Here is a 25,228-nt window from a genome sequence, read left to right as displayed (position 1 = left end):
CGCCACGAACCTACGCTCTAGGCGTCACCCAGTAGGCGGAAAGCTGACCAACCCGAGCGCCGCCCCGGTCATGTCGGAGTAGGTATACGGCGAGTTGAGCCCGGTCACCGTGAGCAAGGTTTGATACGTGTCTGGGTCGACCTTGAAGGCCGTGCTCGTCCCCTCATCCACCACCCAGACCGCGCCTTCACTGTCGATGCTGATCCCAACCGGGACCACCGCGCCCGGCAGCGGAATCGCAGGGTGCGCGACGGTCCTGGTGATCGTGTCAATCTCGACGAGCAGCGAGCTGCCATTGTTGGCCAGCCACCCGCGCCCGTCCGCGTCGATCATCATGCCGCGAAAGCTCGCGCCCGGGACATCGATGAAGTCCCAGTCCTCGGTGCTCGGGTCGAAGTGGTAGACCGTGTTTGCGCCCGCGATCCAGGGGTGCCCGTCGGCGTCCAGCGCCATGCCGTAGGTCCACTGCTCCCCGGTCGGCGGCTCGGGGATCTCGTGGACGTCGGTGGTCAAATCGTCGCTGTCGATCCGGACCAGCGGGCCGTACTGCCAGCCCAGCACCCAAAAGTCGCCCTGCTTGTTGGTCGCGCCGCCGTAGGGCCCCCACTTGTTGCCGGGCCAGGGCACGCTGACCGCGTCGAGCTCGGCGCCGGTCTCACCGTCGAGGCGGCGGAAGAAGCCGGTGGTGGCGTCGCGCCAGCCCACCCACACGCGCGGCTTCGTGCAGTCACCGGGGAGACCGATCCCCTCCCAGGCGACCGGCCGCGGCCCAAACTGGTTGGGGACCGAACCGCCGCTCGGGAGCGGCACGTGCCACAGCACGCACTCGTCGCTGCCCCACGCGAGCACGTCGTTGGGGCCCTTCGACGTGTCGATCTCGCCGTCGTCGTCGAGGTCGACGCAGCGCTCCTCGATCACGGCGATCTTGGCGATCCCTCCCGCGCGGTCGACCACGACGGCGTCACCGAGCAAGTTCACCGAGGTCCGTGATGGATCGGCGTCGTCGGGACCGGCGAGGTAGCGCGCCTCTTCGATCCCGGTCTCGGTGTTGATCTTGGAGACCGTGCCCTCGGGCGAGTTGGAGATCCAAATGTGGTGAAGCGTCTCGCCCGCGAGGCCGCCAATGTTGGTGCCATCGGGGCAGTCTCCGCCGAGCGGGGAGTCGAACTGCTCGAGGTCGAGTCTGATCGAGCCATCGTCGGAGGTCGCAAACGTGTTGTCGTCGGTGCCCAGGCTGCTGATCCCCGAGCCGATCCCGTCGTCGGTGTGGTCGACGCCGGTCGGCCTGGGACCACATGCAAAGCTACCTAGTGCGACCACGACGGCAGCGAGCGCGGGCCAATTCCTGACATCCATCACTCGAGCATTGGAGCCGAATATGCCGACGTCCAGCGCATAGATTTACCGTCGTCGTGACGCGCGCGCCCGTCCGCAGCGGCGTCGCGGGCGGGCCACTTCGAGCTGATCACCTCAGGTGGCGAGCCATCGCGCGGGCGATCGGGACGCCGACGCCGCGCTGCTCGAACAGCTTGCCAAGTCGCTCGAGACGGCGCTCGAGCGGGGTCGAGAGCTCGCGCTGCTTGGCCACCAGCGCCGGGTCCAATCCGTCGACCTCGGGATCGGCGAGATCGATCGCGTGCAATTCGAGATGCAAATGGCGGGTCTTTGCGGCTTCGTTGCGCAGCAACGCGACCTGCGGCCGCGACATCATGGGCGCCGTGTCGCCCAGCAAGAACGTGCCGATCAGCGGCACCCGCAGCGCGCGGCTGACCGAGATCGGGACCTCCCACAGGCCGTGCTCGGGCAGATAGTGCACGGTCGTCGGGCCCACGAAGCTGCGCGCGCCGTCGGTCTGGGAGGCCGAGCGGCGGCCGAGCAGCCGGCGCAGCCCAAGCACGCCGAGCTTGCCCAGGTAGTAGGTGGGCGAGGGCAGCAGCGAGCTGTCGTAGGCGTAGCCGAGCGCGCTGACCTGCATCAGCATGGTGCGATCGTGGGTGTAGCCGGGCGCGCGGAACCCCATGGGCCTGGCCCCGAGTCCGCGCAGCAGCGTGTCGCAGCGGCGCAGGTCATCCGCGATCTCGGCGGCCGACCAGCGATGCAGCTCGTAGGCGTGCGAGTACGAATGGTTGGCGAGCTCGTGGCCCTCATCGAGGGCCCTCAGCAGCACCGCGGCCCCGCGCCCGCCGGTCGCGAGGTCGCGCTCGAGGTCGCGGCCGATCACGAAGATCGTCGCGCGGACATCGAGCTGCTTGAACACGTCCAGGAACCGCGGCAACCACCGCTCGAGCGCGAGCGATGCGGTGTCCGGCCCCGGCTCATCGAGCCCGTGGATCGCGTGGTAACAGGCGAGATCGTCGAGATCCAAGCTGACAATGGTCGACACGTCGTTCTAGCCTATCAGCTTCGCTTGCGGCGGGGGTCGAGGCCGAGATCCGCGAGATCTTTGCCGAGGTGGATCGAGACCATGAGCCGGCCGAGGTTGCCGAGCACCCGCGGGACCCGGCGCGCGAGGTTGATCGACGGCGCGCGCTTCTCCTCGATCTCGACCGGGATCTCGACCACGCGCAGGCCCTCGCGCTCGGCGCGGATCACCAGCTCCGAGGCGAACACGTCGTAGTCGACGATGCAGCGGGCGGCGATTGGAGCGACGGCGGACCGGCGCAGGGCCTTGAGCCCGTGGGTGTCGGTGCCCGAGAAGCCCAGGCTGACCCGCAGCAGCCCGTTGTAGACCTTGGTCGCGGTCCGACGGGCCAGCGGGCGCTTGTCGTGGGCGCCGGCCATCGCCTTGCTGCCGATCACCAGATCCGCCCGATCCTCACGCAAGCGCTCGAGCGCGCGCAGGTGGAAGTCCACGTTGCACAGGTCGATCTCCTCGCAGATCACGAACTTGCCGCGCGCGCGAAAGATCGCCTCGCGCAGGGCTCCGCCGTAGTTGGGCTCGGGGTACGAGAACCACCGCAGCCGGCCCGCGTGGCGCTCGGCCAGCTGCTCGGCGATCGAGACGGTCGCGTCGGAGCTGCCGTTCTCGGCCAGCACGACCTCGAAGTCCAACCCGGCGGCCTCGAGCTCGCTGAACAGCTGCGTGACGCTGGCCTCGAGGATCGACTCCTCGTTGTAGATCGGGATCACGACGCTGAGCTCGGGCCCGGTCCCATCTTCGCTTGGATCTGTCATGTGCGTGTGCCTTCGCGGCGCGCGACCGCTTCTGTGGCCGCCGCCGCCCGGGTGTGGCCGTCGGCCCACTGCGCGGCGGCGAGACCCGAGAGCATGCTGTCTTCCATGGAGTTGTAGATCCACGCGCCGTAGCGCCCGCACGAGCGGATGCCGACCCGCTCGAGCCAGGCGCTGATCGTGGCGGTCGCGGGGCCGTGGTCTTCGTCGAACACCACGTAGGCGTACTCGACGTCGCGGGTGCGAGCGAAGCGGATGTGCTCCACGCTGGCGAGCGCGCCGATCTCGACCAGCTGCTGGGCGACCTGGGCGAGGTCGGGCTCGCGCTCGCGCTCGCTCAGCTCGACGTACAGCGACGCGGCGTCGGGCGGTGCCATGCTCGCGACGGCGTTGGAGTAGGCGCCGACCCGAAAGAAGTCGAACCGCAGCTCGGGCACATAGACCCAGTGCCAGTCGGCGGGGATCGGCCGCGTGGTCGCGACGTCGAGGTACCGCCACCGGACCCAGCGCAGCGCGGCCGCGGCCTCGCGGACCTCGGGCGGGGCCTCCGGAATCCTCGCGATCAGCTCGGGCAGCGGGATGCTGGAGATCAGCGCCCGGTAGTCGATCCAGTCGGGCGCGCTCGACAGCTTGACCCGCCCGGTGCTGGGCTCGATCTCCTCGACCTGGGTCTGCGTGCGCAGCTGGCCTTCACCCGCGCGCTCGCGGGCTTGAATGCGACCGCGCAGGGCGTTGGGCAGCGCGTCGATGCCCCCCGCCCGCGGGTACATGAAGTTGACGTTGTAGCCGAGCCCGGTCTGCGGCAGCCCGATCGCGCCCGCGATGATCTGGGCCGCGTCGGGCTCGGGCACGAACCGCCGGACCCACTCGGGCGCGAGCCGATCCGGGTGCATACCCCACAGCTTGGTGTTGTAGGGCACGAAGAAGTGACGCGCGATGCCGCGGCCAAACTTGGCGATCGCGTAGGCCTCGAAGCTGCGGGGATCCGTGGCCCAGGCCTCACCGCGGGCCGCGGCCTCGCGCGCCTCGACCAGGGCGACCAGGCACTCCTGCACGACGTCGAGCGGCAGCCCGTGGAGGTTGGCCTGAAACGGATACTCGAGCTCGGCGCCATGTGAGTGGATCTTGGTCTTGCGCTCGACCGAGACCCACGCCGACCCCTGCCCGGGCTCGCTCGGAAACAGCTCGGCCAGCAGCGCCTTGCTGCGATCGTCTCGCAGGTGCAGCCAGTGCCCGGTGACGTCGAAGGTGTGCCCTTGCTCGCGATGGCTGCGGGCGTGACCGCCAACTTGGCTGTGCTGCTCGACCAACAAGAACGGGGCAGCCTGGAGGTGGTAGGCCGCGCACAGACCGGTCAGCCCCGCGCCCAGGATCACGACCGGGGCGCGGTCTGGCTCCGAACTGATGGAATTGCTTCGGTTGGAGCCAGCAAAAAAGTTGCCCGTCGGGGACACGCCCGGCGGTTGTAGCAGCAAAGCCGGCGGTGTGCCGAAGTGCCCGCGGCGCGGCTGAGTTGGGCCCCATGGGCGTTTTTGGGATCTTCGGCTACCCCGGTCTCGGCCGTCGTTGCGACCCTCGCTGGCCGCCGCGTCCACGCTGGACAGCCGGATCCGTGCCCTGCACACTCGGCGCATGGAGCTCCACAGCCTCGGCGGCTATCGCTTGCTCGAGCCCGTCCCCACGCTGAGCTCGATCACCCGCTGTTTTCTCGCGCGCCCCGACAGCGCCCCGGAGGACGCGCCGGCCACCGCCCTGGCCAAGGTCCTGATGCCCGGCGACGGCGAGGTGTACTCGGTGCTCAAGGCGCAATTCGCCCACGAGGCCAACCTGCTGCGCAGCTTCAGTCACCCGGGGATCCCCAGCCTGCGCGCCGCGGGCACCCGGACCGGCGTCGACTTCTTCGTGATGGACTACATCCCGGGGGTCGATCTGGGCGTGCTGCTCGGACACGACATGGGCGAGCCGCGGCCGCTGAGCAAGGAGCTCGCCGTCTATATTTTGGGGCAGCTCGCTGACGCGCTGCGTTACGTCCACACCTTCGAGGTCTCGACCGACACCGAGCCCGAGGGCGAGGGCGAGGGCGAGGGCGAGGGCGAGCAAGCCCCCGAGGGCCCGCCCGCAGCCAAGTCTGCAAGTAAGTCCCCAGGCAAGTCCGCGAGTGACGACGATGACGACGACGACGACGGGGACGACGGGAGCGGGGACGGCTTCGAGGACCTCGACGTCCTGCACCGGGATCTGTGCCCGGCCAACGTCTACCTCTCGCTCGACGGCGACGTGATCCTGGGCGACTTCGGCTCGGCGACCAGCAAGTGGTTGGCGCCCGAGTTCAGCTCGGCCGACGCCGGACACGTGGCCTACAAGGCGCCCGAGCGGGTGACCGGCAGCGGCAAGGCCACCGTCAAGAGCGACCTGTTCTCGCTCGCGGTGATCCTGTGGGAGATCCTTCGGGGCGAGCGCTGCTTCACCGCCGGCAACGAGCTCGAGACCATGGACGAGATCGTCCGGTTCGACATCTCGCACTCGAGCCGCCGGGTCTCGGGCTTGTCGTCCAAGCTGTCGGAGGTGCTGCGGCGGAACCTGGACCGCGACCCCGAGCGCCGCTATCCGCACGCGTACAAGGTGCTGCAGCGGCTGAGCCAGTCGCCGGAGGCGGGCGCGGCCGAGAAGTCGCGGCAGGAGCTGTCGCGGATGGTCGCCGAAGCCATGGCGTCGCGGGTGCCGTCGAAGCCCCGGTAGGTCGGGGGTAGACGGGACCCGTGGTCGCGTCACACACGCCTGAGCAGGACTGGGGGTCACTGCGCAAGCACGTCCGCAAGTTCACGACCAAGATCCTGACCAACGCGCCAGTTGTGAACCGCGAGGATCTTTGGAGCTGGGAGCCTGGCGGCCCAGGGGTCACGCTGTGCATCGAGGTTTATCGGCGCCGCACGACTGACCTGCCGAGCGAGCTGATCCCGGCGGCCTTCCTGCACAAGCTCGCGTACTACTCCGGCGGCCGCCTCCGCGAGTTCGTCCGGCTGGTACGCGAGCTGGCCGGGCCTGCATGGGATCGCAGCCTGCCGCAGGCCGACGAGCAGGTGGTCAATCAGACGATCGATCGCATGCGCGAGGAGACGGAGGCTGGCCTGACCAAGGCCCACCTGAACGTCCTGCGCGAGCTCCTCCGCGACCCCAGCGAGCTGCCCAACAACGACCTCGTCGAGGAGATGCTCGACTTGTGTCTGATCCTCCCGTATCCGAACGAGAGCGAATGGTATCTCCCCCACCCACTGCTGCTCAAAGCCAAGCTGCCGAAGCCTGGCTGAACGAGCTGCGTCGCTGGCTGCACCTCGGGCGCGCTGGGGTGATCATCTTGGTCCGCGACGCACAGCGGGCACGGCTGCGTGAGCTAGCGGTGCTGCTCGACGAGCTCGAGCCGGGGTTCGTGTTCACCGATGACCCGGCGCTGATGCTGAATCAGGCGCCCGGAAGCTTGGTGCTGTTCGTGCTCCGGCGCGAGCATCTCGACTCGCTCAACCTCAACCGGCCGGTGTTCGCCCAGCGATCTTTGCGGGTGGTGATGTGGGCGGAGGGCGAGCTGGCGAACCAGTTCAAGCGATATGCGCCGGACCTGCACGACTGGGCTTCTCACTTCGTGCGCTGTCCGGTGGGCGTGCCGGAGTTCGCGGTGCGCGGGATCGAGCAAGGGTTGCGGTGGTGGCCTGGGGTCGCGTGGACGGGGGCGGGGTTGGAGTTGGCGTTGGGGCAGATACCGAGCGCCGGGGAGTGGTTGGAGTTGGATCCGACCCAGGGCTACTCGAGCCTGGTCGAGGCGTTGCAAGCTGAGCCTCGGCGAGGGGTAATTTGGCGAGGGGTGGCGACGGCGACCTCGCTGTGGCGGGTGCGGTGGGCGATCGCGGAGGCCCGCCACGCCGGGAAGCACGTGCTCGACAACCCGCGGATCGGCGCGCCGGGGTGGTTTCCGGTCTGCTCGGATCAGCTCGAGCTCGACGAAGCGGTCGCGCAGGCCGGGAGCCTGTGGGACGCGGCGATCGCCGAGTTCGAGCCCGGCGCGTTCGCACGGGTCAAGTCGGACCCAGAGACGATCGAGCGTGTGGGGTTGCTGCGAGCGATCGGGCCGGAGCTTCGGACGCTCCATGATTCGGCGGTGGTCGACGCGTGGCGGCGTGACCTGGTGCGACGCATGCGGAGTGATCCCGACCCGGCTGAGCGGCCTTGGTCTCGGCACGAGCAGGCGATCTTTGCGGCGCTCGAGCGCACGCGCAAGACGTGGGCTGAGCGGGGTCGCGCCGCATGGGCAGGGTTCGAATGCGAGCACTGGCTGCGAGTTGGTGCCGACGCCGCGCAGAAAACGGCGCTGCTCGGGTGGGCGTCGAGGATGGGTCAACATGACATCGTCGAGCGCTGGAAGGCCCGATGGGACCTCGACTTTTCACCGGGCTCGCAGAGCTGGGCAAACCATGAGTGGGGCGAGAACTCAGCCGCAGCTCGAGCGCTCCTGCGTGGTCCAATCGATGCGCCCACGATCGACGAAGGGGTCGACGCGTTGTTCGCGGTTGGGACCAACAGTGGTTGGGAAGTCCCCATGACTCGCCGTTTCGTGGCAATGCAGTTGGTCGTCATGGGGGACCACGCGTCGCCCGGTTTGCGCGAGCTCATGGACGAGGTGATGCGCTCGGCGGCCGACCAGCTGGGCATCCACGACCCTCAGTTCCTCGTCATCGCGCGGCTCCTCGGCCTCGCCGCGGGCGCGTACGTGACCCCCAACCTCGCGCTCATCTACCTCGACGATCCTGCCCGCGTCGCAAAGACCCGCCGCTATCCGTTGCTCGTGGGCGCCGACCTCGAGGTGTCGGTCGTGCTCACCATGCTCGGTCGCTTCGAGGGTGCGCGCGCGCAGTTCGAGGACGCGCGAGCGGCCGCTGTTGACGACAGTGATCCCGACATCGAAGCCTTTGAGCGCTTCCACCAGCTCACCCGCGCGGCGCTCGGTCAGCCCGCGCTCGACGAAAACCTGGCCTGGCGGCCCGGCGCTGGCGAGGGATTGTTTGACGCGATCGACGAGCACGGTCGCCGCTTGCTCCGCGCACGCCTCATGCAACTCGGCAACCTCGTCGAGGACCAGGACTGAACCCGCGCGCCCTGGCCATGTCCTCCGTTCGGGCCCAGTGGCCGGATCCGAGCTGCGTCGGCCATCGCTGGACAGTGATCGACCGACTCCAATAGAGTCGAGGCATGAACCGCGCTTTCGTTGTCGTTCCGCTCACGCTGCTCACGCTCACCGGTTGTCCGGGCGGCGAGGTCGAGGGGTCCACGACCTTCCAGCTGCCCGCCACCCAAGAAGGTGACGGCGACGGGGACAACGAGACCGGAACCACCGGCGACGGCGATGGCGACGGCGACTGCGGCAACAGCATCGTCGAGCCCGGTGAAGAGTGCGATCTCGGGGACGGCAACGTCGAGTCGGGCAACTGCACCCCCGACTGCAAGATCGCGGCTTGCGGCGACGGCTACCTCTACACCGGCTTCGAGGAGTGCGACGACGGCAACACCGACAACACCGACGCCTGCGTCGCGGGCTGCGTGCCAGCGAGCTGCGGAGACGGCTTCGTCCACGAATCGGTCGAGATCTGCGACGACGCCAACGACGACAACACCGACGAGTGCAACGACCAGTGCCTGCTGACCAGCTGCGGAGACGGGGTGATCCAGGCTGGTGAGCAGTGCGACGACGGCAACGCCGACGACACCGACGACTGCCCGGGCACCTGCCAGCTGGCCTACTGCGGCGACGGCTTCATTCAGGATCAGGTCGAGCTGTGCGACGACGGCAACCAGCTCGACAACGACGGCTGCGTCGGCATCTGCGTCGAGGCGGTGTGCGGGGACGGGTTCATCTGGGAGGGCGTCGAAGAGTGCGATGACGCCAACGACATCGACGGCGACGCCTGCACGGCGGCCTGCACCGAAGCGTTCTGTGGCGACGGTGTGCACTGGCAGGGCATGGAGGAGTGCGACGACGCCAACATGGACAACGAGGACGGCTGCGCCAACGACTGCACCCTCGACGTCCAATATACCTGCAACACCCTGAAGATCTCGGCGCCCAACACACCCGACGGCATGTACCTGCTCGACCCCGACGGCCCCGGCGGCGCCGAGCCGTTCTTGACCTTCTGCGACATGACGACCGACGGCGGCGGCTGGACCTTGATCCTCAACCGCGTGGTCGACTCCGACAACACCGGTCAGCCGGATCTCGACGCCACGCTCGGCAACCCCGATGCCGCGCGCGCGACCAACTGGCAGTTCAACATCGATCTGTTCTGGGCCGACGCCACCGACTTCGTGTTCGCCGACAAGGAGAACGCCGACTGCCAGGGCTGCAACATCGGCGACTACGACTCGGCGATCCGCGTGCCCAAGCCGGCCGGCAACACCTGGTCGCGCACCTGCAACGCCACCTCCGACATGATCAACGTGACCAAGCTCGTGGGTCCATCCCTGGGCGATGGCGTCGCGTTCCAGTGCGCAGACTCGCTCGGCTGGGGCACCTGCGGGGGCAACGTGTGCCACTACGGGACCCACACCACCAACACCTCGAGCAACGGCTCGTGGTCGCAAAACGGCGGCAACGAGATGCACTTCCCCGCCACCTACTCGAGCTACGCGAGCTACGGAGACGTGAACTCCCCAGGCAGCGCGTGGTGTCGGTCGTGTGGCGGCGGGCAGGCTGCCGTCGTCAACTCGTCGGTCACCTGCTGCAACACCAGTCAGTTCAACGCCCGCTCGCGCTGGACCATCTGGGTGCGGTAGGGCCGTTCAGAGCGATCGCTAGAGCAGCCCGAGGCGCTGGGCGCGAGCGACGATCTCACCGGCGGCGCCGTTGATCGTCGCGAACAGGGCCGCCCGCATCCACATGCCGTTGCGAACCTGCCGCCAGACCACGAAGCCCGGATGCTGCTCCCACTCGTTGGGCAGCTCGTTGATGCGCGGCAGCGGGTGCATGATCACGCAGTCCTCGCGGACCAGCAGCCGGTACTCGGAGCGCAGCACGTAGGCGTCATCGGCCCCGAGCTCGCTCGTGTTCGCGTGCTGCTTGGGCTGGCCAGCCTCGCCGCCGGCGTCCCACTCTTTTTGCAGGCGGGTCATGTAGATCGCGTCGACCTCGCGACCGCGCTCGCGCAGCCAGGGCTCGAGCTCGTCGTGGATCTCGACGGTGATCTCGTGGCGGCGCAGGTAGTCGGTCAGCTCGTCGCCGGGCGCGAAGTCGCCGGGCGAGATGAAGTGGATCGCGGCCGGATTGAACTTGGTCAGGACCAGCGCCAGCGATCGCGCGGCGCGGTTGCGGGCGATGTCGCCGACGATCGCAATGTGCTTGCCGTCGACGCCGCCGCGCTCATGAAAGCTGTAGTTGAGCGTGTAGAGATCGAGCAGCGCCTGGGTCACGTGCTGCGACTTGCCGCTGCCCGCCGAGATCACCGGCACCGGGCGGGCCGAGCCGTGCAGGGCCCAGGCGGCCTGGGTCGCAAACTCGTCGTCGGGGTGGCGGACCACGATCGCGTCGAAGAAGCTCGACAGCGTGCGCACGCTGTCGGCGATCGACTCACCCTTGGCGAACGACGAGGTCTGGATGTCCGACACCAACGTGCTGGTCGCCCCCAGCTTGTCGGCCCCTGCGATGAACGACTGCGCGGTTCGGGTGCTGGGCTGGGCGAACAAATTCATGACCCGCTGGCCACGCAAGATCCCGAGCAGGAACTCACGCCCATCGCGGTGACGGTCGAGCCGACGGATCGCGGTCGCCGTGTCGCACATCGCCTCGAGCTCCTCGCGGCTGAACTGCTGGCTGAGCAGCACGAAGTAGGGGCGGCCATCTCGGAACAGCAGCGCGCGCCTGCGGGCCCCGTCGTGGATTGCAGATCGAAATTCTTCGTAGCTGATCGACATGTCTCGCCTTTCGCCCCGTCGTTTGGCGGGCGGACTGTAGGGCATTTTTGGCCGCTGGGAACGGATCGGAGATCGCGCCAGGAAGCCGCGCTGTCGTGTGTTTGCGTGGCGCTGCGACCTCGCGTGGACGCGGCGAACGGTGGCCAACATCCCGACGATCGTGGTGCCGCGTCACCCTGCGCAGCGCTTGGGGTTGCGAGAGAGCGCACGTGAAGTTGGCGCGTGAATCGGCGGCATTCACGCGACTGGTTCGTCGGCGCGGGTGCGAAAAAAATCGTCGAAGCAGCAACAAACCTGCAAACCGGCCTGGCCGGGGCCGAGAACCTCAGCATGACCGACATCCAGACCCACCGTCAGCTCGTCCTCGCTCGCCTCGGCGCTCCCGCTGCCCAGATCTCCGGCGAGAGCTACCGTCACCGCTCGCGCGAGCTCGACCGCATTTATGACCGCTTCGGCGAGTACGTCGACGAGAGCGTGATCGAGGGGCGCCCCGAGCAGGCGCTGGAGAGCTTCATCACCTATCTCGAGGCCGAGCGCGAGCACGACTACGAGGCGTTTCACTACGGCCGCGAGCTGCTGCTCGACGATCTGTGCGTCTACGTCGAGCGCCCGACCAGCGATCCCGACCCGGAGCCGGTGGCTGTCCCGAGCACCACCGAGACGCGGGCGCTGCCGCGTTGGTCACGGCGCACTTCTGCCCGCGGAGCCCGCGGAGCCCGCGGGAAATTCAAGCCTGCGCTGCTGCGGGCGCGGGTGCTCGAGCAGCTTGGTCACCCACATGGGCGGATCCCCGGGGAGGGCTGGATCCTGGACGGAACCGCGGCGCTGGACGAGATCACCGAATACTTCGACCAGTTCGACTACACGCCGTTCACCGCCGCGCATCTCGACGAGGCGCTCGAGCGCCTGATTGCAATGCGCGAGCGCGACTTTCAAGCGTTCTACTACGGCCGCGGGGAGCTTTTGGGTCTGCTCCCGATCAAGGTCGACGTGCCACCGCCAATGCCGGTCGCGGAGCACCGGCTGTCGGCGTAGGGCCATGGTGGAAGCGCGGCACGTGTTCAAAAGCCACGAGGGCAACCGGCAATAGGCCGATCATGATGTGCGCGCCCAAGCGGACATTAGCCAATAGTGTCGAATCCCCTGTCGGTCGGGCACGCTCTGCGCCGTCGCAATCCCTCGTATGCTGAATCTCGATCCGAGTCCGCTCGTGCATGGCGGTATGCCCTGCCGCCAAGCCCGGGCTGGCTGGATGGCCGTGTCGCTGGACCGACCCCCGCCAAGCGCGATCGCTCGCGCGACCGCGGCCGCGATCCGGTCGGGCTTGGTGACGTCGGGGCCAGCAGCGAGATCCCTAACCCAGCCGCCGGGGTCGGCGGTGCGCCAATCCCCCGGCGGCTCCTTTGGTCGAACTCATCCGTAAGCTGATCGTATCGAAGATCGCCCCTGGAAGCCCCACTCCCGTGGGTTCGCGTGGGTTCTGCGACTTCGTCGCACTCGGTGCCTGCAGGCCGGCAGCGCCTCGACTCCGCGCCCTGATAGACTCCCGGCGTGGCACCGCAACCAGGCGCGAGAGGCGGATCTCTCGGACGCGCCGCCGCCTCGTCCGACGAGCCGCCGACGATCCATCGCGAGGCTGACCTGTTGGTCATCGGTGACGACGAGATCTGTGGCGAGGTCGCGGGCTTGCTGGCGGCGCTGCGCCCCCCAGTCCGCGTCCATGTTGCCGCGCGCGCCGAGACCCTCGAGCAGCTGACGGCGGAGTTGGCGAACGTCGCAGACAACCCGGCTGCGATCCTCGTCGCGCTCGACCAGCTCGACACCACCAACCTCGCGTGGATGCGGCGGACGGTCGCAAACACCAAGCTCCCAGTGATCGTGGTGGTGCCGGCTCACCCGGGCCAGCGCTCGGCGCTGCGAGAGAGCGCACGTGAAGTTGGTGCGCTCGACTGCCTGTTGCGCAGCGAGTTATCAAGCGCGCTGCTCGAAGCCGCGCTCACGCACGCCCGCCACCACAACGCTCAGAACGAGCGCTACCTCGAGCTGCGCGAGCGCTTCTCGCTGGCGATCCAAGGCTCGCGCGACGGGATGTGGGAGTGGGACCTCGAGCGCGGGCGGGTCTACTACTCGCTCCGCTGGCGCGAGCTTCTGGGCCTGCGCAGCGCCGACGTGCCGCCAACCCTCGAGGCTTGGCTGGCCCGCGTGCACCCGCAGGACATCGATCGCCTGCGCGCGGACCTCGAGGCCAACGTCAGCGGGCAGTCACTGATCCACGAGAACGAGCACCGGATCCGAGACGGCGCCAACGAGTGGCGCTGGGTGATGTCGCGCGCGGTCGTGCATCGCACCGCCGACGGTCGGGTCCGGCGCATGGCCGGCTCGATGACCGACACCTCGGCCTTTCGTCAGCGCGAGCGGGCGATCCGCGAGCGCAGCCGCAAAGACACGGTCACCAAGCTGCCGGATCGCCGCGTGTTCCTCGAGCGCGGGGCCCGAGCCGTCGAGCTCAGCCGCGCCCACGACGACTACATGTTCGTCGTCTTGATGGTCGCCGTGGATCGGATCCCGCAGATCCGTGACAGCTACGGGATCGAAGCGGCCGACGAGGTAGTCGCGGTCATGGCCCAGCGCCTGCGCGGCTGCCTGCGACCGGAGGACCTGTTGTTCCGCTACTCGACGACCAAGTTCGCGATCTTGATCGAAGACGTCGAAGATCCGAACACCGCCACCGCGGTGGCCAACCGGATCCACGCCGTCGTGGCGGCGCCGTTCGAGGTTGACGGCGCGGTCAACTTCACGACCGTCAGCATCGGCATGACCTCGAGCGCGCAAAACTACAAGCGGGTCGAGGACGTCATCACCGACGTCAGCGCCGCGACCGACTCGGCTCGAGATCACGGCAAGAACCGCCACGAGACCTACGAGACCAGCATGCGCACCGAGTCGCGCACGATGCTGACCCTCGAGATGGCCATGCGCCGGGCGCTCGATGCCAATCAGTTCCAGCTTCATTATCAGCCGCTGGTCCGCCTGGTCGGCGAGAATCAAGTCAGCGAGCTGATCGGGTTCGAGGCGCTGCTGCGCTGGGAGCACCCCGAGCGGGGGCGGATCTCGCCCGCAGACTTCATCCCGATCGCCGAGGCCACTGGCCTGATCATTCCCCTCGGTCGCTGGGTCATCCGCGAGGCGATCCGCGCGCTGCAGACCTGGCACGCGGAGTTTGGGCCGTTCGAGCTGTCCGTCAGCGTCAACCTCTCGGCCAAGCAGATCGCCGATCCGCTGCTGCTCGAGACCATCGACGCGGCGCTGGCCGAGACTGGGTTGCCGGCCGGGCACGTCAAGCTCGAGCTGACAGAGTCGGTGATGATGGACGGTGCCGAGCAGGTCACCACCTTGCTGCAGGACATCCGCTCGCGCGGGATTCAGCTGTGGATCGACGACTTTGGCACGGGCTACTCGTCACTCGGGTACCTGCACAAGTTCCCGGTCGACGGGCTCAAGATCGATCGCTCGTTCGTCAGCGAGCTCGATGGCACGCCGGCGTCCGCGACCATCGTTCGCACGATCCTCAGCCTCGCGGCCAACCTCGGGCTCGAGGTGATCGCCGAGGGCATCGAGACCGACGTTCAGGCAGCGCAGCTGCAGGCGCTGGAGTGCCTGTGCTGTCAGGGCTGGCTGTTCGGCAGGCCGATCGATGCGGAGGCCGTGCGGGCGCTGTTGCGGGGTCCGTGATCAGCTAGCCGCCGTCGCCGTCGCCATCCCCGTCGCCGTCGCCATCGCCGTCGCCGTCGCCGTCGCCGTCGCCGTCGCCATCCCCGTCGCCATCCCCGTCGCCATCGCCGTCGCCGTCGCCGTCGCCGTCGCCATCCCCGTCGCCGTCGCCATCGCCGTCGCCGTCGCCGTCGCCGTCCTCTTCGGACCACGGCGCTTCGCACAGGCCGTCGACGCTGCACGAGAGGCCCTCGCAGCACGACGCGTCAGCGATGCAGAACAGCTGCAGGTCCAGCTCGGTCACGCACGCGTCCACGCACACGGCCGGGCCGCGTGGCGGCGATCCGTCCCATGCGGCGACGCAGAACCCCGCCTCGCAGTCTTCGTTGCTCTCGCACTCGTCGGCGTCGCCAAACCCACCGTCAGACGGATCGGTGCCAGACTCCGTGGGTGAGGCGTCGCTGGTCGCGTCGGCTTCGGTCTGTGCGCCGCCGCCACCGCACGCGCCAACCACCACGCAGGCCGCCAGCAACCAGCGCGCGCTGTTGGTGTTGAGGTTCACGGTTCTTTCACGCAGCGGATCCGAAACGGCTTGCGGTCGCGCGGGATGGTGGTCGCGGGCGCGCCTTCGGGATCTTCGGGGTCGACGATCCAGGCCTGGGCCATGTCGTCTTCGTAAGGGGTGCGGGTCCAGTGGTAGCCCGCGGTGGTCTCGAGCCCCTCGACGCCCTTGAAGCGGAGCACCTCGTCCTTGCTGGGCAGCCGCCAGTTGACGTGACCACCCAGCTGCAACTCGCGGCAGTGGGCGTCCCCAGCGGGCTGCAGCAGCTCGGGGCAAGGGTTGGGCTCGACGCAGGTCTGGACGTACAGCCATGGATCCCGCAGCGAGATCGTGCCCTCGGGGGCGCGCGGAGGCTCGGCGGTTGGCGTGGCGAAGTTGGCCTCTTTGTCATCGGCGCCGGGATCCGCGTCGGGATCCACCTTCGGATCCCCCTTTGGGTCATCGGCGGCGGGTTTGGGCTTGGCCTCGCTGTCCGCGGCTGGCTGCTTGTCGCAGCCGCACACGACGACGAGCGACATGACGGACACGCTGAACACCCTGACGAGCAGTGGACGCATCGCGTGAAGCGTATCAGCCGACGCGGTAGTTGTGGGCCAGGCGAATGTATTTCCCGGCCAGCCTGCGGTGGAACTCCTCATCCGCGGCTGTGAGGGTCTTGACCACCCGCCCGGGCACGCCCAGGACCAAGCTGCGCGGCGGAATTGTCGTTCCGGGTGTCACCAGGGCGCCCGAGCCGATGATGCTGCCTTCGCCGATCTCCACGTTGTCGAGGATCGTGGCTTGGATCCCGATCAGGCAGCCGCCGCGGACCAGGCAGCCATGCAGGACCGCGCGGTGACCCACGACGACCTCTTCGCCGATGACGGTGGGATCGAGATCGCCGAGATGTATGATCGCCCCGTCCTGAATGTTGGATCGCTCGTGAACCTCGATCCGGCTGAGGTCCCCGCGCAGAACGCAGCCGTACCAGATGCTGACGTCGTCGTAGAGCCGCACGTCGCCGACGACAGCAGCTCCTGCTGCGACGTGCACGAACGCGCCGACGCTGGGGATCTGATCGAGGTAGCGCTCGAAGATCGCCCCAGGAAACCGGTCTCGAAGCTCGTCTAGCTCGTCCTCGAGGGCGCCCGCGTTCGCTGGTGGACCCGCCACGAGTGGCACCGAGTCGACGATCGTCCGGGAAGCCATGGGCGCAGAGCATACCTGGCCGCGCAAGGATTGGCTCGATCTGCTCGCTGGCCGCACGCGAAGCGGCGCGGAGCAGCAGCGTCGCACTTGCCAGCCGACCACCGCTTCGCGTAGAAGAATCGCGTGGCTGTGACGAAACGACCGAAAGCAGGCTCCGCAACGCACAGGTCCAAGCAGGCCCCGCCGAAGGGCCCCGTCGCGGCCGATTCGCCGTCGCCCGCAAAAAAGACCGCGCAGCCAGGCACGACGAAGAAGAAGAGCGCGAAGAAGGCCGCCAACAAGCCGGGCACGACGAAGAAGAAGAGCGCGAAGAAGGCCGCCGCGAAGCCGGGCACGACGAAGAAAAACAGCGCGAAGCAGGTCGGCGCGAAGCCAGGCACGACGAAGAAGAAGAGCGCGAAGAAGGCCGCCAACAAGCCGGGCACGACGAAGAAGAAGAGCGCGAAGAAGGCCGCCAACAAGCCGTTGGCGGTCTCGAAGAAGGCCGCCAAGAAGCGAGCGGCCGCGCAGCCACGCACCTCGAAGCAGCGAGGCGTCGCGGCCACGCCGAGCGGCGCGGGCGTGGAGGAGTTGCCCGTCGATGCTGGGCAACCCGCGGCGGACAGCGCTGACCCCGTGGTCGCGCAGGTGTCGGCGGAGTCGACGAACCAGGAGCAGGACGCGCCCGCGCCCGCACCGGTCGCGGCGGAGTCGGTCGCGGAGACCGTTGCGCCGAAGAACGCTGCGTCGAAGAAGAAGGCGACGTCGAAGAAGGCCGCGAAGAAGAAGGCGACGGCGAAGAAGGCAGCGAAGAAGGCGACGGCGAAGAAGGCCGCGAAGAAGAAGGCGACGTCGAAGAACGCGTCGAAGAAGGCGACGGCGAAGAAGGCGACGGCGAAGAAGGCCGCCAAGAAGGCGACGTCGAAGAAGGCGACGTCGAAGAAGGCGACGGCGAAGAAGGCGACCGCCAAGAAGGCCGCGACGTCGAAGAAGGCGACGTCGAAGAAGGCGACGGCGAAGCAGGCGACGTCGAAGAAGGCGACGTCGAAGAAGGCTGGCGCGAAGAAGACCGGTGTGGCCGCGAAGAAGAAGCTCGCGCGAGAGCGGGAGCAGGCCCGGGCGGCAGCGGCGAAGGAGAAAGCCAAGGCCGCCAAGGCCAAGGAAAAGGCGCGGGCGGCAGCGGCGAAGGAGAAAGCCAAGGCAGCCAAGCAGCGCGCCCAAGACAAGGCGCGCAAGGCCAAGGAGGCGGCGGCCGCCAAGGTCAACAAGGCCAAGGAGATCGAGCGAGAGAAGGGCCGAAAGCTGCGCGAGAAGGCCAAATTGGCCGCTGCTCGTCAGCGCGCCCGTGCGCAGGCCAAGAAGAAGGCCGCCCGCGCGCGCAAGCAGGAGCGTGAGCAGGAGCGGCGCGAGCGGGCGCTCGCCCGGGTCAAGGCGGCGCGCCAGCGCGAGAAGCAGCGCGAGCTCGACAAGAAGGAGCGCGAGCTCGATCGCAAGAAGCAGGAGCGCGAGCTCGCAGTCGCGCGCAAGGCCGAGCGCGAGCGGCTCGCCGAAGAGAAGCGGGCTGAGCGAGCCCGGATCCAGGCGGAGCGGCTCGCCGAGCGCCAAAAGAAGGTCGCGGCCCGCATTCAAGAGCGCAAGAACAAGGCGGCCGAGCGCGCAGCCAAGCGCGCGGCCAAGAAGGCCGAGGCGAAGGCCACCGAGCCCGAGCCTGAGGAGATCGAGGAGACGGAGGTCGATGTCGCGCCCGAGGTCGAGCTTGCGCGCGAGGTCGACGAGGGGGTCGAGCTCGAAGCCCAGCCCGACGCCCTCGCCGAGTCCGAGGACGTGCTCGAGCCCGAGGACATCGAGGTCTCGAGCGAGCCTGACGACGTCACCCTCGACGGCGCCAGCGGCGAGCTCCTCGCCGAGATCGGCGACAAGCTCGACAACCACGAGGCCGATCGCGTCCGCGCCAAGCAGCTGCGTCGGGCCCTCCGCGATCTCGACGATCCCGCCGCCGCCCCGTCGATCATCGCCCTGTTCCGCGCCGACGGTGACCCGTTCAGCCTCCGCTCCCACCTGCTGCTCGCGCTCGAGCGCATGCCAGAGAGCGCCTATTTTGCCGCGTTCCTCGACGCGCTCCCGCGCCTGTACGACGACGCGCCACAGTGGGCCTTCTCGGCCATGCTGCGCCTCCTCAACACCCGCGGCAGCGCCGACGACAGCGCCGTGCGCTTCGAGTCAGCCGTACTCGCCGCCGGCGGCGAGGTCCCCGAGATCGTCGTCGACCTCCTGATCGAAGGCGCCGTCGATCTCCCCGAGGCAATCATGAAGGTGATCGCCCAAGCGATCACGAACCTCGGCGGCGACCCCAACGAGCTGCGCTCTTTTTAGACCCCCGCTTTATTAGACCCCCACGGAGGGTTTCGCACTTCGTGGTCACTCGCTTCGCTCGCTCCCCTTGGGCAGGCTGTTTGCGGGGGTATGATTGGCCCCCTAAAGGGGGCTCCGTCCTTCGAGGGTAGAGCTCCGTTTTTCGAGGGTAGGGCTTCGTCGTTCGAGGGTAGGGCTTCGTCCTTCGAGGGTAGGGTGAAGCCCTTTCGAGGTGGGACGAAGCCCCTTCGAGGTAGGACGAAGCCCCTTCGAGGTAGGAGGTAGGACGAAGCCCCTCCGAGGTAGGACGAAGCCCCTCCGAGGAGGACGAAGCCCCTTCGAGGTAGGAGGTAGGACGAAGCCCCTCCGAGGAGGACGAAGCCCCTCCGTGGGGTACAAGAAAGCCCCCTTTAGGGGGCCAATCATACCCCCGCAAACAGCCTGCCCAAGGGGAGCGAGCGAAGCGAGTGACCACGAAGTGCGAAACCCTCCGTGGGGGTCTAAGAAAGCGGGGGCCTAAATCAAAACGAGCCAGCGATTTTCAAGTAGGCGATTGAGGAGCCGACGGCGGCCTGGCCAAATTTCGTGTCGTTGCGTCCAAGGAACGCGAATCCGCCCAGCTCCAGGGTCGCGTAGCCCCACGGCGGCACAATGATGATATTCGGCGCCAGCACCAAGCTCGCGGCGTCCTTTCGGTTCTTCGGAAAGTCGGTGAGCGCGAAGAAGCGGAAGATCAGGTGGCGACCGAAGAACACCAGGTCAGTCCCACCGAGCAGGTAGTTGCCGATGTTCTCGGCGCCAAAGTCATCGATGAATCCGCGCAGGTACTGGGCCTGAATGTAGACGTGCTTGCCGATCGTGTAGTCGGCCCCCACCGTGGCCTTGATGAACGGCTGCTTCTTGACGATCGCCCCCGTGAACTCGCCGACCGGGTTCATCACGCCGTCGCCGGGGGTGATGTCGAGGTTGAGCGGCAGCTCGACGCGAAAGTCGTACTGCTGGGTGGGGATCGTCAGCGCGGCCTCGCCCCACAGGCCCATGTCGTCCAAGAACGGCACCTGGGCGGCAAAATCCAGCCCGATCACGTGCATCCGCGGGTAGACCAGCGTGACGTCAGACTGAAACCAGTAGCCGTCGACCGAGTCCTCCATCAGCGGCGCGAGCTGGGTCGACTTGGTCTCGTACGGGATCGGGATGTCAAAGAACCCGTAGTAGTACGACGCGCTCATGTCGATCGGCCCGAGCCGCGAGCCGAGCTTGGCCGCGGCCTGACCGTTCATGATGTTGACCGGCGGCGGCTGAACGGTGGTCGTGACCCGCGGGTTGAACTGCGCGTTGCCGCTGATGAAGCCCTGCAAGAACGAGAGCTTGTCCTTGTCAGATTGGTTGGCGAAGTTGACCGGGGTCTGGGGATCCGCGAGCGCGGCCGAGGCCGAGGGCGGCAGCAAGGCCGGGTAGAACAGCGGCACATACACGCCCTGGAACCACAGCTTGTCCTGCCAGGGCGAGAAGTCGACCACCAACATCTGGTTGGCGATCGGCTCGGTGAACAGCGGCCGGTCCTCGAGGTCGTCGGCGTTGATGTTGTTGGTGGGGCTGAACTTGTCGGCCGTCCCCCACACGACGATCTGCCGACCCAGCTTGATGTCGAGCCCCGGCAGCGCGTCGATGATCGCCACGTAGGCGGCGTCGCTCTCGACGTGGAAGGGCGTCAGCATCTGCATGCTGGACAGATCGTTGAGCGTGGACACCTGCGAGACCCCGAGGAACACGGGCTCGATGTCGCCGACGATCTGGATGTGGTCGTTGGGCTTGTACGAGAAGTAGAACTCGAGCCGGTTCTCGTTGCGGCTGATCGTCCCGCGCGGGATCGCCTGGCCAACCTTGAACGCCGACGGCGGCTCGACCGACTCGCCGAGGCTCGGCTGCCTGGAGTTCCAGCGCTTGCCGTCATAGAGGTTGTCGATGTCGACGTAGACGCTGCTGACCACGCGCAGGCGCAGGTCGAGCTTGCCGTCGAACAGACCCGAGCCGGTCGTGGGACCTGAGCTGTTCGCCTCCTCGGCGTCGGGGAGCTCGGCGATGGTCTCGGCGTCGCCAAAGATGTCGCTGAGCGCGAGCTCGTCGTCGGTGGGGACGACCGCGGCTTCGCCGGTGTTGGCCGTGGGCTCACCCTCACTCGGCTCGGGCGGAGGTTCGTCTGGGGGCGGCTCGTCGTCGTCGTCGCCGCCGCCGAAGAACGCGTCCATCGTCGCGTCGTCGTCGCCCTCGTCGCCGTCGTCGCCGTCGTCGCCGTCGTCGCCGTCCGGGGGCTCCTCGGTGTCCGAGTCGCCGGGGGCAGCGGGCGCCGAGCCAGAAGCACCCGACGCGCCCGGGCTGGACGCGTCAGTGGTGCCTGGCCCGACCGGGGGCTGGCCAGAGAAGAGGGTAAAAGCCAGAAACAGATCGGTCGGGATCACGTGGATGTGCTCAGCCCTCGATCGGGCTCGGTCAGCGCAGCAGCGTGCGCCGCGAGAACAGGTCGTCTTCGACGCCCTGGTCGACCTTGATGTCGGACAGCTGAATCACTGTCTCGGCGTTGGTCTTGAGGTTCTTCATCTTGATCTGGGTTGGCATCGCCTTACCCGAGATCTTCGACCAGCCTTCGCGCAGCTGCTCGCGCACGGCCGTGCCCGAGCCATCGAAGTACTTGATCTTGGTGACGCCGCCCTTGGTCTTGTCGATCGTGAGCTCGAGCTTGGACCACGAGCTGGTGAAGTCGGCCTTGGGGGTGAGGGACAGGTAAGTCTCGTTGCCGGACTGCCCGCCGATCTCGGCGTCGAAGTGCTTCTCGAGGCCGGTCATGACCATGTCCTCGGGGGTGAACTCGCTGCCGAGGAAGCCCTGGCTCTGGGCGTGCGCGGCGACCTTGCGCACCTTCTGGAACTCGGGGCTGTACATCCACAGCTCGTCGCCGACCATCAGGATCTTCATGCCGGCGACGTCGCCGGGGGCGGTGAAGCTGATGTACTGCTTGTCGAGCCCCTTCATGGTCATGTCGAACTGCAGCGTCTTTTTCTTGCTGCCGTTCTTCCAGATCTCCATGGTCGAGACGTAGCTGACGTCGGCGAAGGCCTCGGCGTCCTTGTCGAGCTTCTTCAGGACGGCCGCTCCGTCGGCGGCCTGGGCGACGCTCGGCGGAGCGACGATCGCCAGGGCGACAGGAGTGCAAACGAGGAAGGCTGAGAGGACGGTAGAGAGTTTCATGAGGGCTCCGGTCGGTGTCAGTTGAAGGGCGGTGATGGCATGGACCACCCCTGCTCGACCACGCGGCCTTGGACGCCTAGCGACAGCACCTATTCTCTAATTTTGACGGCCGGTTTCAGCCCTGAATCGGCAAATCCTGGGCATTTGAGGCCTACTTGGTGATCCGGATCACAGGCTCGTGAGCGGTCTCGTACAGCCCGCAATGTGTGCATTTGAGTGCGCGCTACTGTGCGCTTTTGGATACACTCTGAGATTTGCTGTCGGATCCACGCTTGTCGCGCATTGCATCACGAATCAGCATTGGCGTGAACCACACGGCTCCGAGCGCGGCGCCGACCAAGCTGATCGCCAGCCCGATGCCGAATTGCTGCAGCGGGGGCATCTCGGACAGGAGCAAGACCGAGAACGCGAGCGCCAGCTGGACAGCGCTGATCACGACGACCGCGCCCAGCTCACGCACCGCCCGGTCACCCGCGCCGCGCTCTTGATACGAGCGGGCGCGAAACCCAAGGTGGATCGCAAAGTCGACGCCAGCGCCGAGAGCAATGCACGCGACCATGCTGGTCCCAACACTGATCGGATGACCCAGCGCGGCGATGATCCCCGCCGAGAACGCGAGCGTCCAGATCGCGGGAACCAGCGCAAACAGCGAGCGGGTCAGCAACAGGACCACGCCGAGCGCCGCGATCGAGACCAGCGTCGACATCAGCAGCGACTTGGTCACGCTCTGCGCGAACGCCTGACCAATGACCGGCTGGCCAGTCAGGCGGATGTCTGCCGCGACCTCACGGACCTCGGCGCCGTCTGGGATCTCGCCGAGATCCAGGCTCGCGGGCACGGCCCAGGCTTCGTCTTGCAGCTCGGCCAGGGCCGGACGCAGCTCGTCACAGCGGGCCTCGAAGTCGAGCGCGGCGCACCAGCCCTCGACCTTGTACTTGCCCTTGGCCTCGTCGATCCACGCGCCGAGGTGCTTGGCCGCGGGCCCGATCCCCTCGGCGTCCTCGGCGACGGCGGTCGGCAGCTGCTCGCGCATGTAGGCCTCGAGCTCGGCCCCGCGCAGGACCAGCAACTTGGTTGGATCGAGCGACTGCAGGCCGGGGATCTCCATCATGAAGACGCCCTCTTCTTCGTCATCGAGCCCGTCGCGGAGCTCGATGACCTTGGCGATCAACGCAGCCGGTGGCTTGCTCGCGGCCGCGCGCAGCTGCTCGACGTCGATCTTGGCGTCGGTCAGGCGACCGAGCCGCGCGGCGGTCTGCGCGTCGCGGTGTTCGGCGACAGCGGCGATCTCACTGCTGGCCACGCGCAGCAGCTTGTCGGCGGGCGCGTGGCGCTGAACCACCTCGCGGATCTGCGCGGTGGCCTCGACCTGCCGGTCGCCGTTCATGGGCGCGAGCTTGATGTGGATCAGCGCGCCGTCGGCCTCGTCGGTCATCAGCTGGACCATCGCCGGGTGGCCGATCAGGTAGGTGAGCACGCGCTTGGCCCGGGGCGTGGTCTCGGGGACGCCGCGGCGACCACCGAGGGCGGCGTTGAGCACCTCGACCGGATCGTAGACCGAGCGCACGTCGACGACGCCCTCGATCGCGCGGACCTCCTCGCTGATGTTGCGGATCGTCCGCAGGACCTCGGCCTCGCCGATGTCGGCCTCGATCGTGACCTGCAGGTAGGTCGAGCCGCCGAAGTTGTCGTCGAAGAAGTTGTTGGCGACGCGGACCTCGCTGCCCTCGTCGAACACATTGGCGGTGTCGACGTCGGCCGACATGCCCCGCGCCAAGAACAGGCTCACGGCCGCGATCGCAACCAGCAGCCACCACGGGGGGCGCCCGGGGATCGGCAGCGGGCGCTCGGGCTTGTGCTGCAACAGGTTGTCGGGCAGCACCGCGAGCAGGGCCGGCAGCACCAGCAGCGCCAGCACCAACAACAACAGCACGCCGATCCCCGCGATCACGCCGAACCGCTGCATGGGCACCTGCGGCATCACGTACAGGGCGAAGAACGCGACGGCGGTCGTCGCTCCCGACATCAAGACCGGCTTCCACAGCTCGTCGAGGGTCGCCGACGCGCGCGCCTGGCTGGTGCCCTTGCGGCGCTGGTAGCCGGCGAGGATGTGCATGCCAAACGCCCCGCCGAGCGCGACCATCATCACGGGCGTCGACGAGCTGACGATCGTCAGGGCTTCGTCGAAGCGCCCGTGCGCGCCCATGATCAGCGCGACCCCGAGCCCGGTGACCAGCAGGTTCAAGACCGCGGCCGTGACCGAGCCCAGCAGCAACGCCGAGGCCACCGCGAGCACCCCGATCACGATCGGGGACAGCCGCTCGATGTCGGCCCGGCTCGAGGTCGAGGCCGCCATCTCGATGTAGGGCGCGCCCGCGAAGTAGGCCTCGCCCTCCCACTGATCTTCGACCGTCGCGCGCAGCTCGTCGAGGGTCGCGCGCCGGGCCGCGAACGCCTCGGCGCCCGCTTCGTCGGCGTTGCGCGGGATCAGGAACACCATCAGCGCCGCCGCCTTGCCGTCGGCCGAGATCAAGTTGCCGACCGCGTCGCGGCTGCCGAGCACCTGCGCGCGGATCTGGGCCGGGTCCGTCATCGTGCTCGGGACCAACGCGTCGACGACCAGCCCATCCTCGTTGACGACCGGGTTGGGCAGATCCGCGAACGACAGCGCCGTCTTGACCTCACCGAGCTGCTTGATCTGGGTCGAGAGCTCACGGATCTTGGCGACCCGCTGGGGCGCGAGCATGTCGGCGCCACCGTCTGACAAGCCGACCAGCGCGACCTCGGTCATGCCGAAGCGGTCGGCGACCTCTTGAAAATTAATGACCTCGGGGTGATCGGGCGGCAAGAAGGCGAGGACGTCGTCGTCGTTCTGGATGCCGGCGACCCCGGGGATCAGCCAGGCACAAAGTGCCACGAACACCACGAGGATCGCCCAGCGCGCCCGCACGATCGGATGCAGCCGCTCGGAATTCGCGCCAGAGCCAGTCTTGTCGTCGCCGTCGCTCACCAAGCTTCACTTATCAAACGATCCCGCCCGGAAGCCAAGCCCGAGCGACGAAACGT

The 25,228-nt window shown here is 67.8% G+C and carries 19 protein-coding genes; 7 read left to right on the top strand and 12 right to left on the bottom strand.

Going from position 1 to position 25,228, the window contains the following annotated elements:
- Positions 1-24: 24 nt before the first annotated feature.
- The 4 genes from ENSA7_RS34420 to ENSA7_RS34405 all read right to left on the bottom strand — a co-directional run bounded on the left by ENSA7_RS34420 (position 25) and on the right by ENSA7_RS34405 (position 4,625).
- Positions 25-1,356 carry an NHL repeat-containing protein gene (locus ENSA7_RS34420; protein WP_106093654.1) on the bottom strand — a complete coding sequence of 444 codons (1,332 nt, stop codon included), beginning with the start codon at positions 1,354-1,356 and terminating at the stop codon, positions 25-27.
- A 109-nt stretch (positions 1,357-1,465) separates the two neighbouring features.
- Positions 1,466-2,383 (bottom strand): polysaccharide deacetylase family protein, encoded by a 918-nt coding sequence (locus ENSA7_RS34415; protein ID WP_106093653.1) that lies wholly within the window; start codon positions 2,381-2,383, stop codon positions 1,466-1,468.
- A 14-nt stretch (positions 2,384-2,397) separates the two neighbouring features.
- Positions 2,398-3,174: a glycosyltransferase gene (locus ENSA7_RS34410; protein WP_106093652.1), complete on the bottom strand. Its 777-nt coding sequence runs from the start codon at positions 3,172-3,174 to the stop codon at positions 2,398-2,400.
- The gene (locus tag ENSA7_RS34405; RefSeq protein WP_181234397.1) at positions 3,171-4,625 is read right to left on the bottom strand and encodes a protoporphyrinogen/coproporphyrinogen oxidase; all 1,455 of its coding nucleotides are present in this window, start codon (positions 4,623-4,625) and stop codon (positions 3,171-3,173) included. Before ENSA7_RS34405 ends, ENSA7_RS34410 begins: the two co-directional genes overlap by 4 nt.
- 178 nt (positions 4,626-4,803) lie before the next feature.
- Between ENSA7_RS34405 and ENSA7_RS34400 the strand changes: the two genes are divergently transcribed.
- From ENSA7_RS34400 to ENSA7_RS34385, 4 genes are all read left to right on the top strand, one after another.
- Positions 4,804-5,910 (top strand): protein kinase domain-containing protein, encoded by a 1,107-nt coding sequence (locus tag ENSA7_RS34400; protein WP_106093650.1) that lies wholly within the window; start codon positions 4,804-4,806, stop codon positions 5,908-5,910.
- 20 nt (positions 5,911-5,930) lie between these two features.
- Complete coding sequence (locus tag ENSA7_RS34395; RefSeq protein ID WP_106093649.1) at positions 5,931-6,479, top strand: hypothetical protein; 549 nt, start codon at positions 5,931-5,933, stop codon at positions 6,477-6,479.
- Complete coding sequence (locus ENSA7_RS34390; protein ID WP_181234396.1) at positions 6,425-8,305, top strand: hypothetical protein; 1,881 nt, start codon at positions 6,425-6,427, stop codon at positions 8,303-8,305. The genes ENSA7_RS34395 and ENSA7_RS34390 overlap by 55 nt, the downstream gene beginning before the upstream one ends.
- A gap of 104 nt (positions 8,306-8,409) precedes the next feature.
- Positions 8,410-9,990: a DUF4215 domain-containing protein gene (locus ENSA7_RS34385; RefSeq protein ID WP_106093647.1), complete on the top strand. Its 1,581-nt coding sequence runs from the start codon at positions 8,410-8,412 to the stop codon at positions 9,988-9,990.
- Between the two features lie 18 nt (positions 9,991-10,008).
- Here ENSA7_RS34385 and ENSA7_RS34380 read toward each other — a convergent pair whose 3' ends face one another.
- Positions 10,009-11,124 carry an aspartate/ornithine carbamoyltransferase family protein gene (locus tag ENSA7_RS34380; protein WP_181234395.1) on the bottom strand — a complete coding sequence of 372 codons (1,116 nt, stop codon included), beginning with the start codon at positions 11,122-11,124 and terminating at the stop codon, positions 10,009-10,011.
- A gap of 330 nt (positions 11,125-11,454) precedes the next feature.
- On the opposite strand from ENSA7_RS34380, the gene ENSA7_RS34375 reads away from it, so the two are divergent.
- The gene (locus tag ENSA7_RS34375; RefSeq protein WP_146158473.1) at positions 11,455-12,159 is read left to right on the top strand and encodes a hypothetical protein; all 705 of its coding nucleotides are present in this window, start codon (positions 11,455-11,457) and stop codon (positions 12,157-12,159) included.
- Positions 12,160-12,675: 516 nt separating this feature from the next.
- Positions 12,676-14,856 carry a putative bifunctional diguanylate cyclase/phosphodiesterase gene (locus ENSA7_RS34370; protein ID WP_146158472.1) on the top strand — a complete coding sequence of 727 codons (2,181 nt, stop codon included), beginning with the start codon at positions 12,676-12,678 and terminating at the stop codon, positions 14,854-14,856.
- Between the two features lie 4 nt (positions 14,857-14,860).
- On the opposite strand, the gene ENSA7_RS44520 is transcribed toward ENSA7_RS34370, so the two are convergent.
- From ENSA7_RS44520 to ENSA7_RS44515, 4 genes are read right to left on the bottom strand one after another with little or no spacing between them, the layout of a single operon-like run.
- Complete coding sequence (locus ENSA7_RS44520; RefSeq protein ID WP_181234394.1) at positions 14,861-15,397, bottom strand: hypothetical protein; 537 nt, start codon at positions 15,395-15,397, stop codon at positions 14,861-14,863.
- Positions 15,394-15,954 carry an Lcl C-terminal domain-containing protein gene (locus tag ENSA7_RS34360; protein ID WP_106093643.1) on the bottom strand — a complete coding sequence of 187 codons (561 nt, stop codon included), beginning with the start codon at positions 15,952-15,954 and terminating at the stop codon, positions 15,394-15,396. The genes ENSA7_RS44520 and ENSA7_RS34360 overlap by 4 nt, the downstream gene beginning before the upstream one ends.
- A gap of 13 nt (positions 15,955-15,967) precedes the next feature.
- On the bottom strand, positions 15,968-16,585 hold the full coding sequence (locus tag ENSA7_RS34355) for a gamma carbonic anhydrase family protein (protein ID WP_106093642.1): 618 nt from the start codon (positions 16,583-16,585) through the stop codon (positions 15,968-15,970).
- Entirely contained in the window at positions 16,504-17,709 is a 1,206-nt protein-coding gene (locus tag ENSA7_RS44515) for a hypothetical protein (RefSeq protein WP_181234393.1), read from the bottom strand. The genes ENSA7_RS34355 and ENSA7_RS44515 overlap by 82 nt, the downstream gene beginning before the upstream one ends.
- On the opposite strand from ENSA7_RS44515, the gene ENSA7_RS34345 reads away from it, so the two are divergent.
- Positions 17,639-18,937 (top strand): coiled-coil domain-containing protein, encoded by a 1,299-nt coding sequence (locus tag ENSA7_RS34345; RefSeq protein ID WP_106093641.1) that lies wholly within the window; start codon positions 17,639-17,641, stop codon positions 18,935-18,937. The two genes, ENSA7_RS44515 and ENSA7_RS34345, sit on opposite strands and share 71 nt — an antisense overlap.
- 500 nt (positions 18,938-19,437) lie before the next feature.
- On the opposite strand, the gene ENSA7_RS34340 is transcribed toward ENSA7_RS34345, so the two are convergent.
- The 3 genes from ENSA7_RS34340 to ENSA7_RS34330 all read right to left on the bottom strand — a co-directional run bounded on the left by ENSA7_RS34340 (position 19,438) and on the right by ENSA7_RS34330 (position 25,172).
- Positions 19,438-21,375 (bottom strand): hypothetical protein, encoded by a 1,938-nt coding sequence (locus ENSA7_RS34340; protein ID WP_106093640.1) that lies wholly within the window; start codon positions 21,373-21,375, stop codon positions 19,438-19,440.
- Positions 21,376-21,406: 31 nt separating this feature from the next.
- Positions 21,407-22,162 (bottom strand): outer membrane lipoprotein-sorting protein, encoded by a 756-nt coding sequence (locus ENSA7_RS34335; RefSeq protein WP_106093639.1) that lies wholly within the window; start codon positions 22,160-22,162, stop codon positions 21,407-21,409.
- Positions 22,163-22,385: 223 nt separating this feature from the next.
- On the bottom strand, positions 22,386-25,172 hold the full coding sequence (locus tag ENSA7_RS34330) for an efflux RND transporter permease subunit (protein ID WP_181234392.1): 2,787 nt from the start codon (positions 25,170-25,172) through the stop codon (positions 22,386-22,388).
- Positions 25,173-25,228: the final 56 nt, after the last annotated feature.

The sequence above is a fragment of the Enhygromyxa salina genome, from assembly GCF_002994635.1.
Classification (GTDB): Bacteria; Myxococcota_A; Polyangia; order Nannocystales; family Nannocystaceae; genus Plesiocystis; species Plesiocystis salina_B.
The sequence above is the reverse complement of the archived record's forward strand: the minus strand, read 5'-3'. Positions and strand labels throughout refer to the sequence as shown.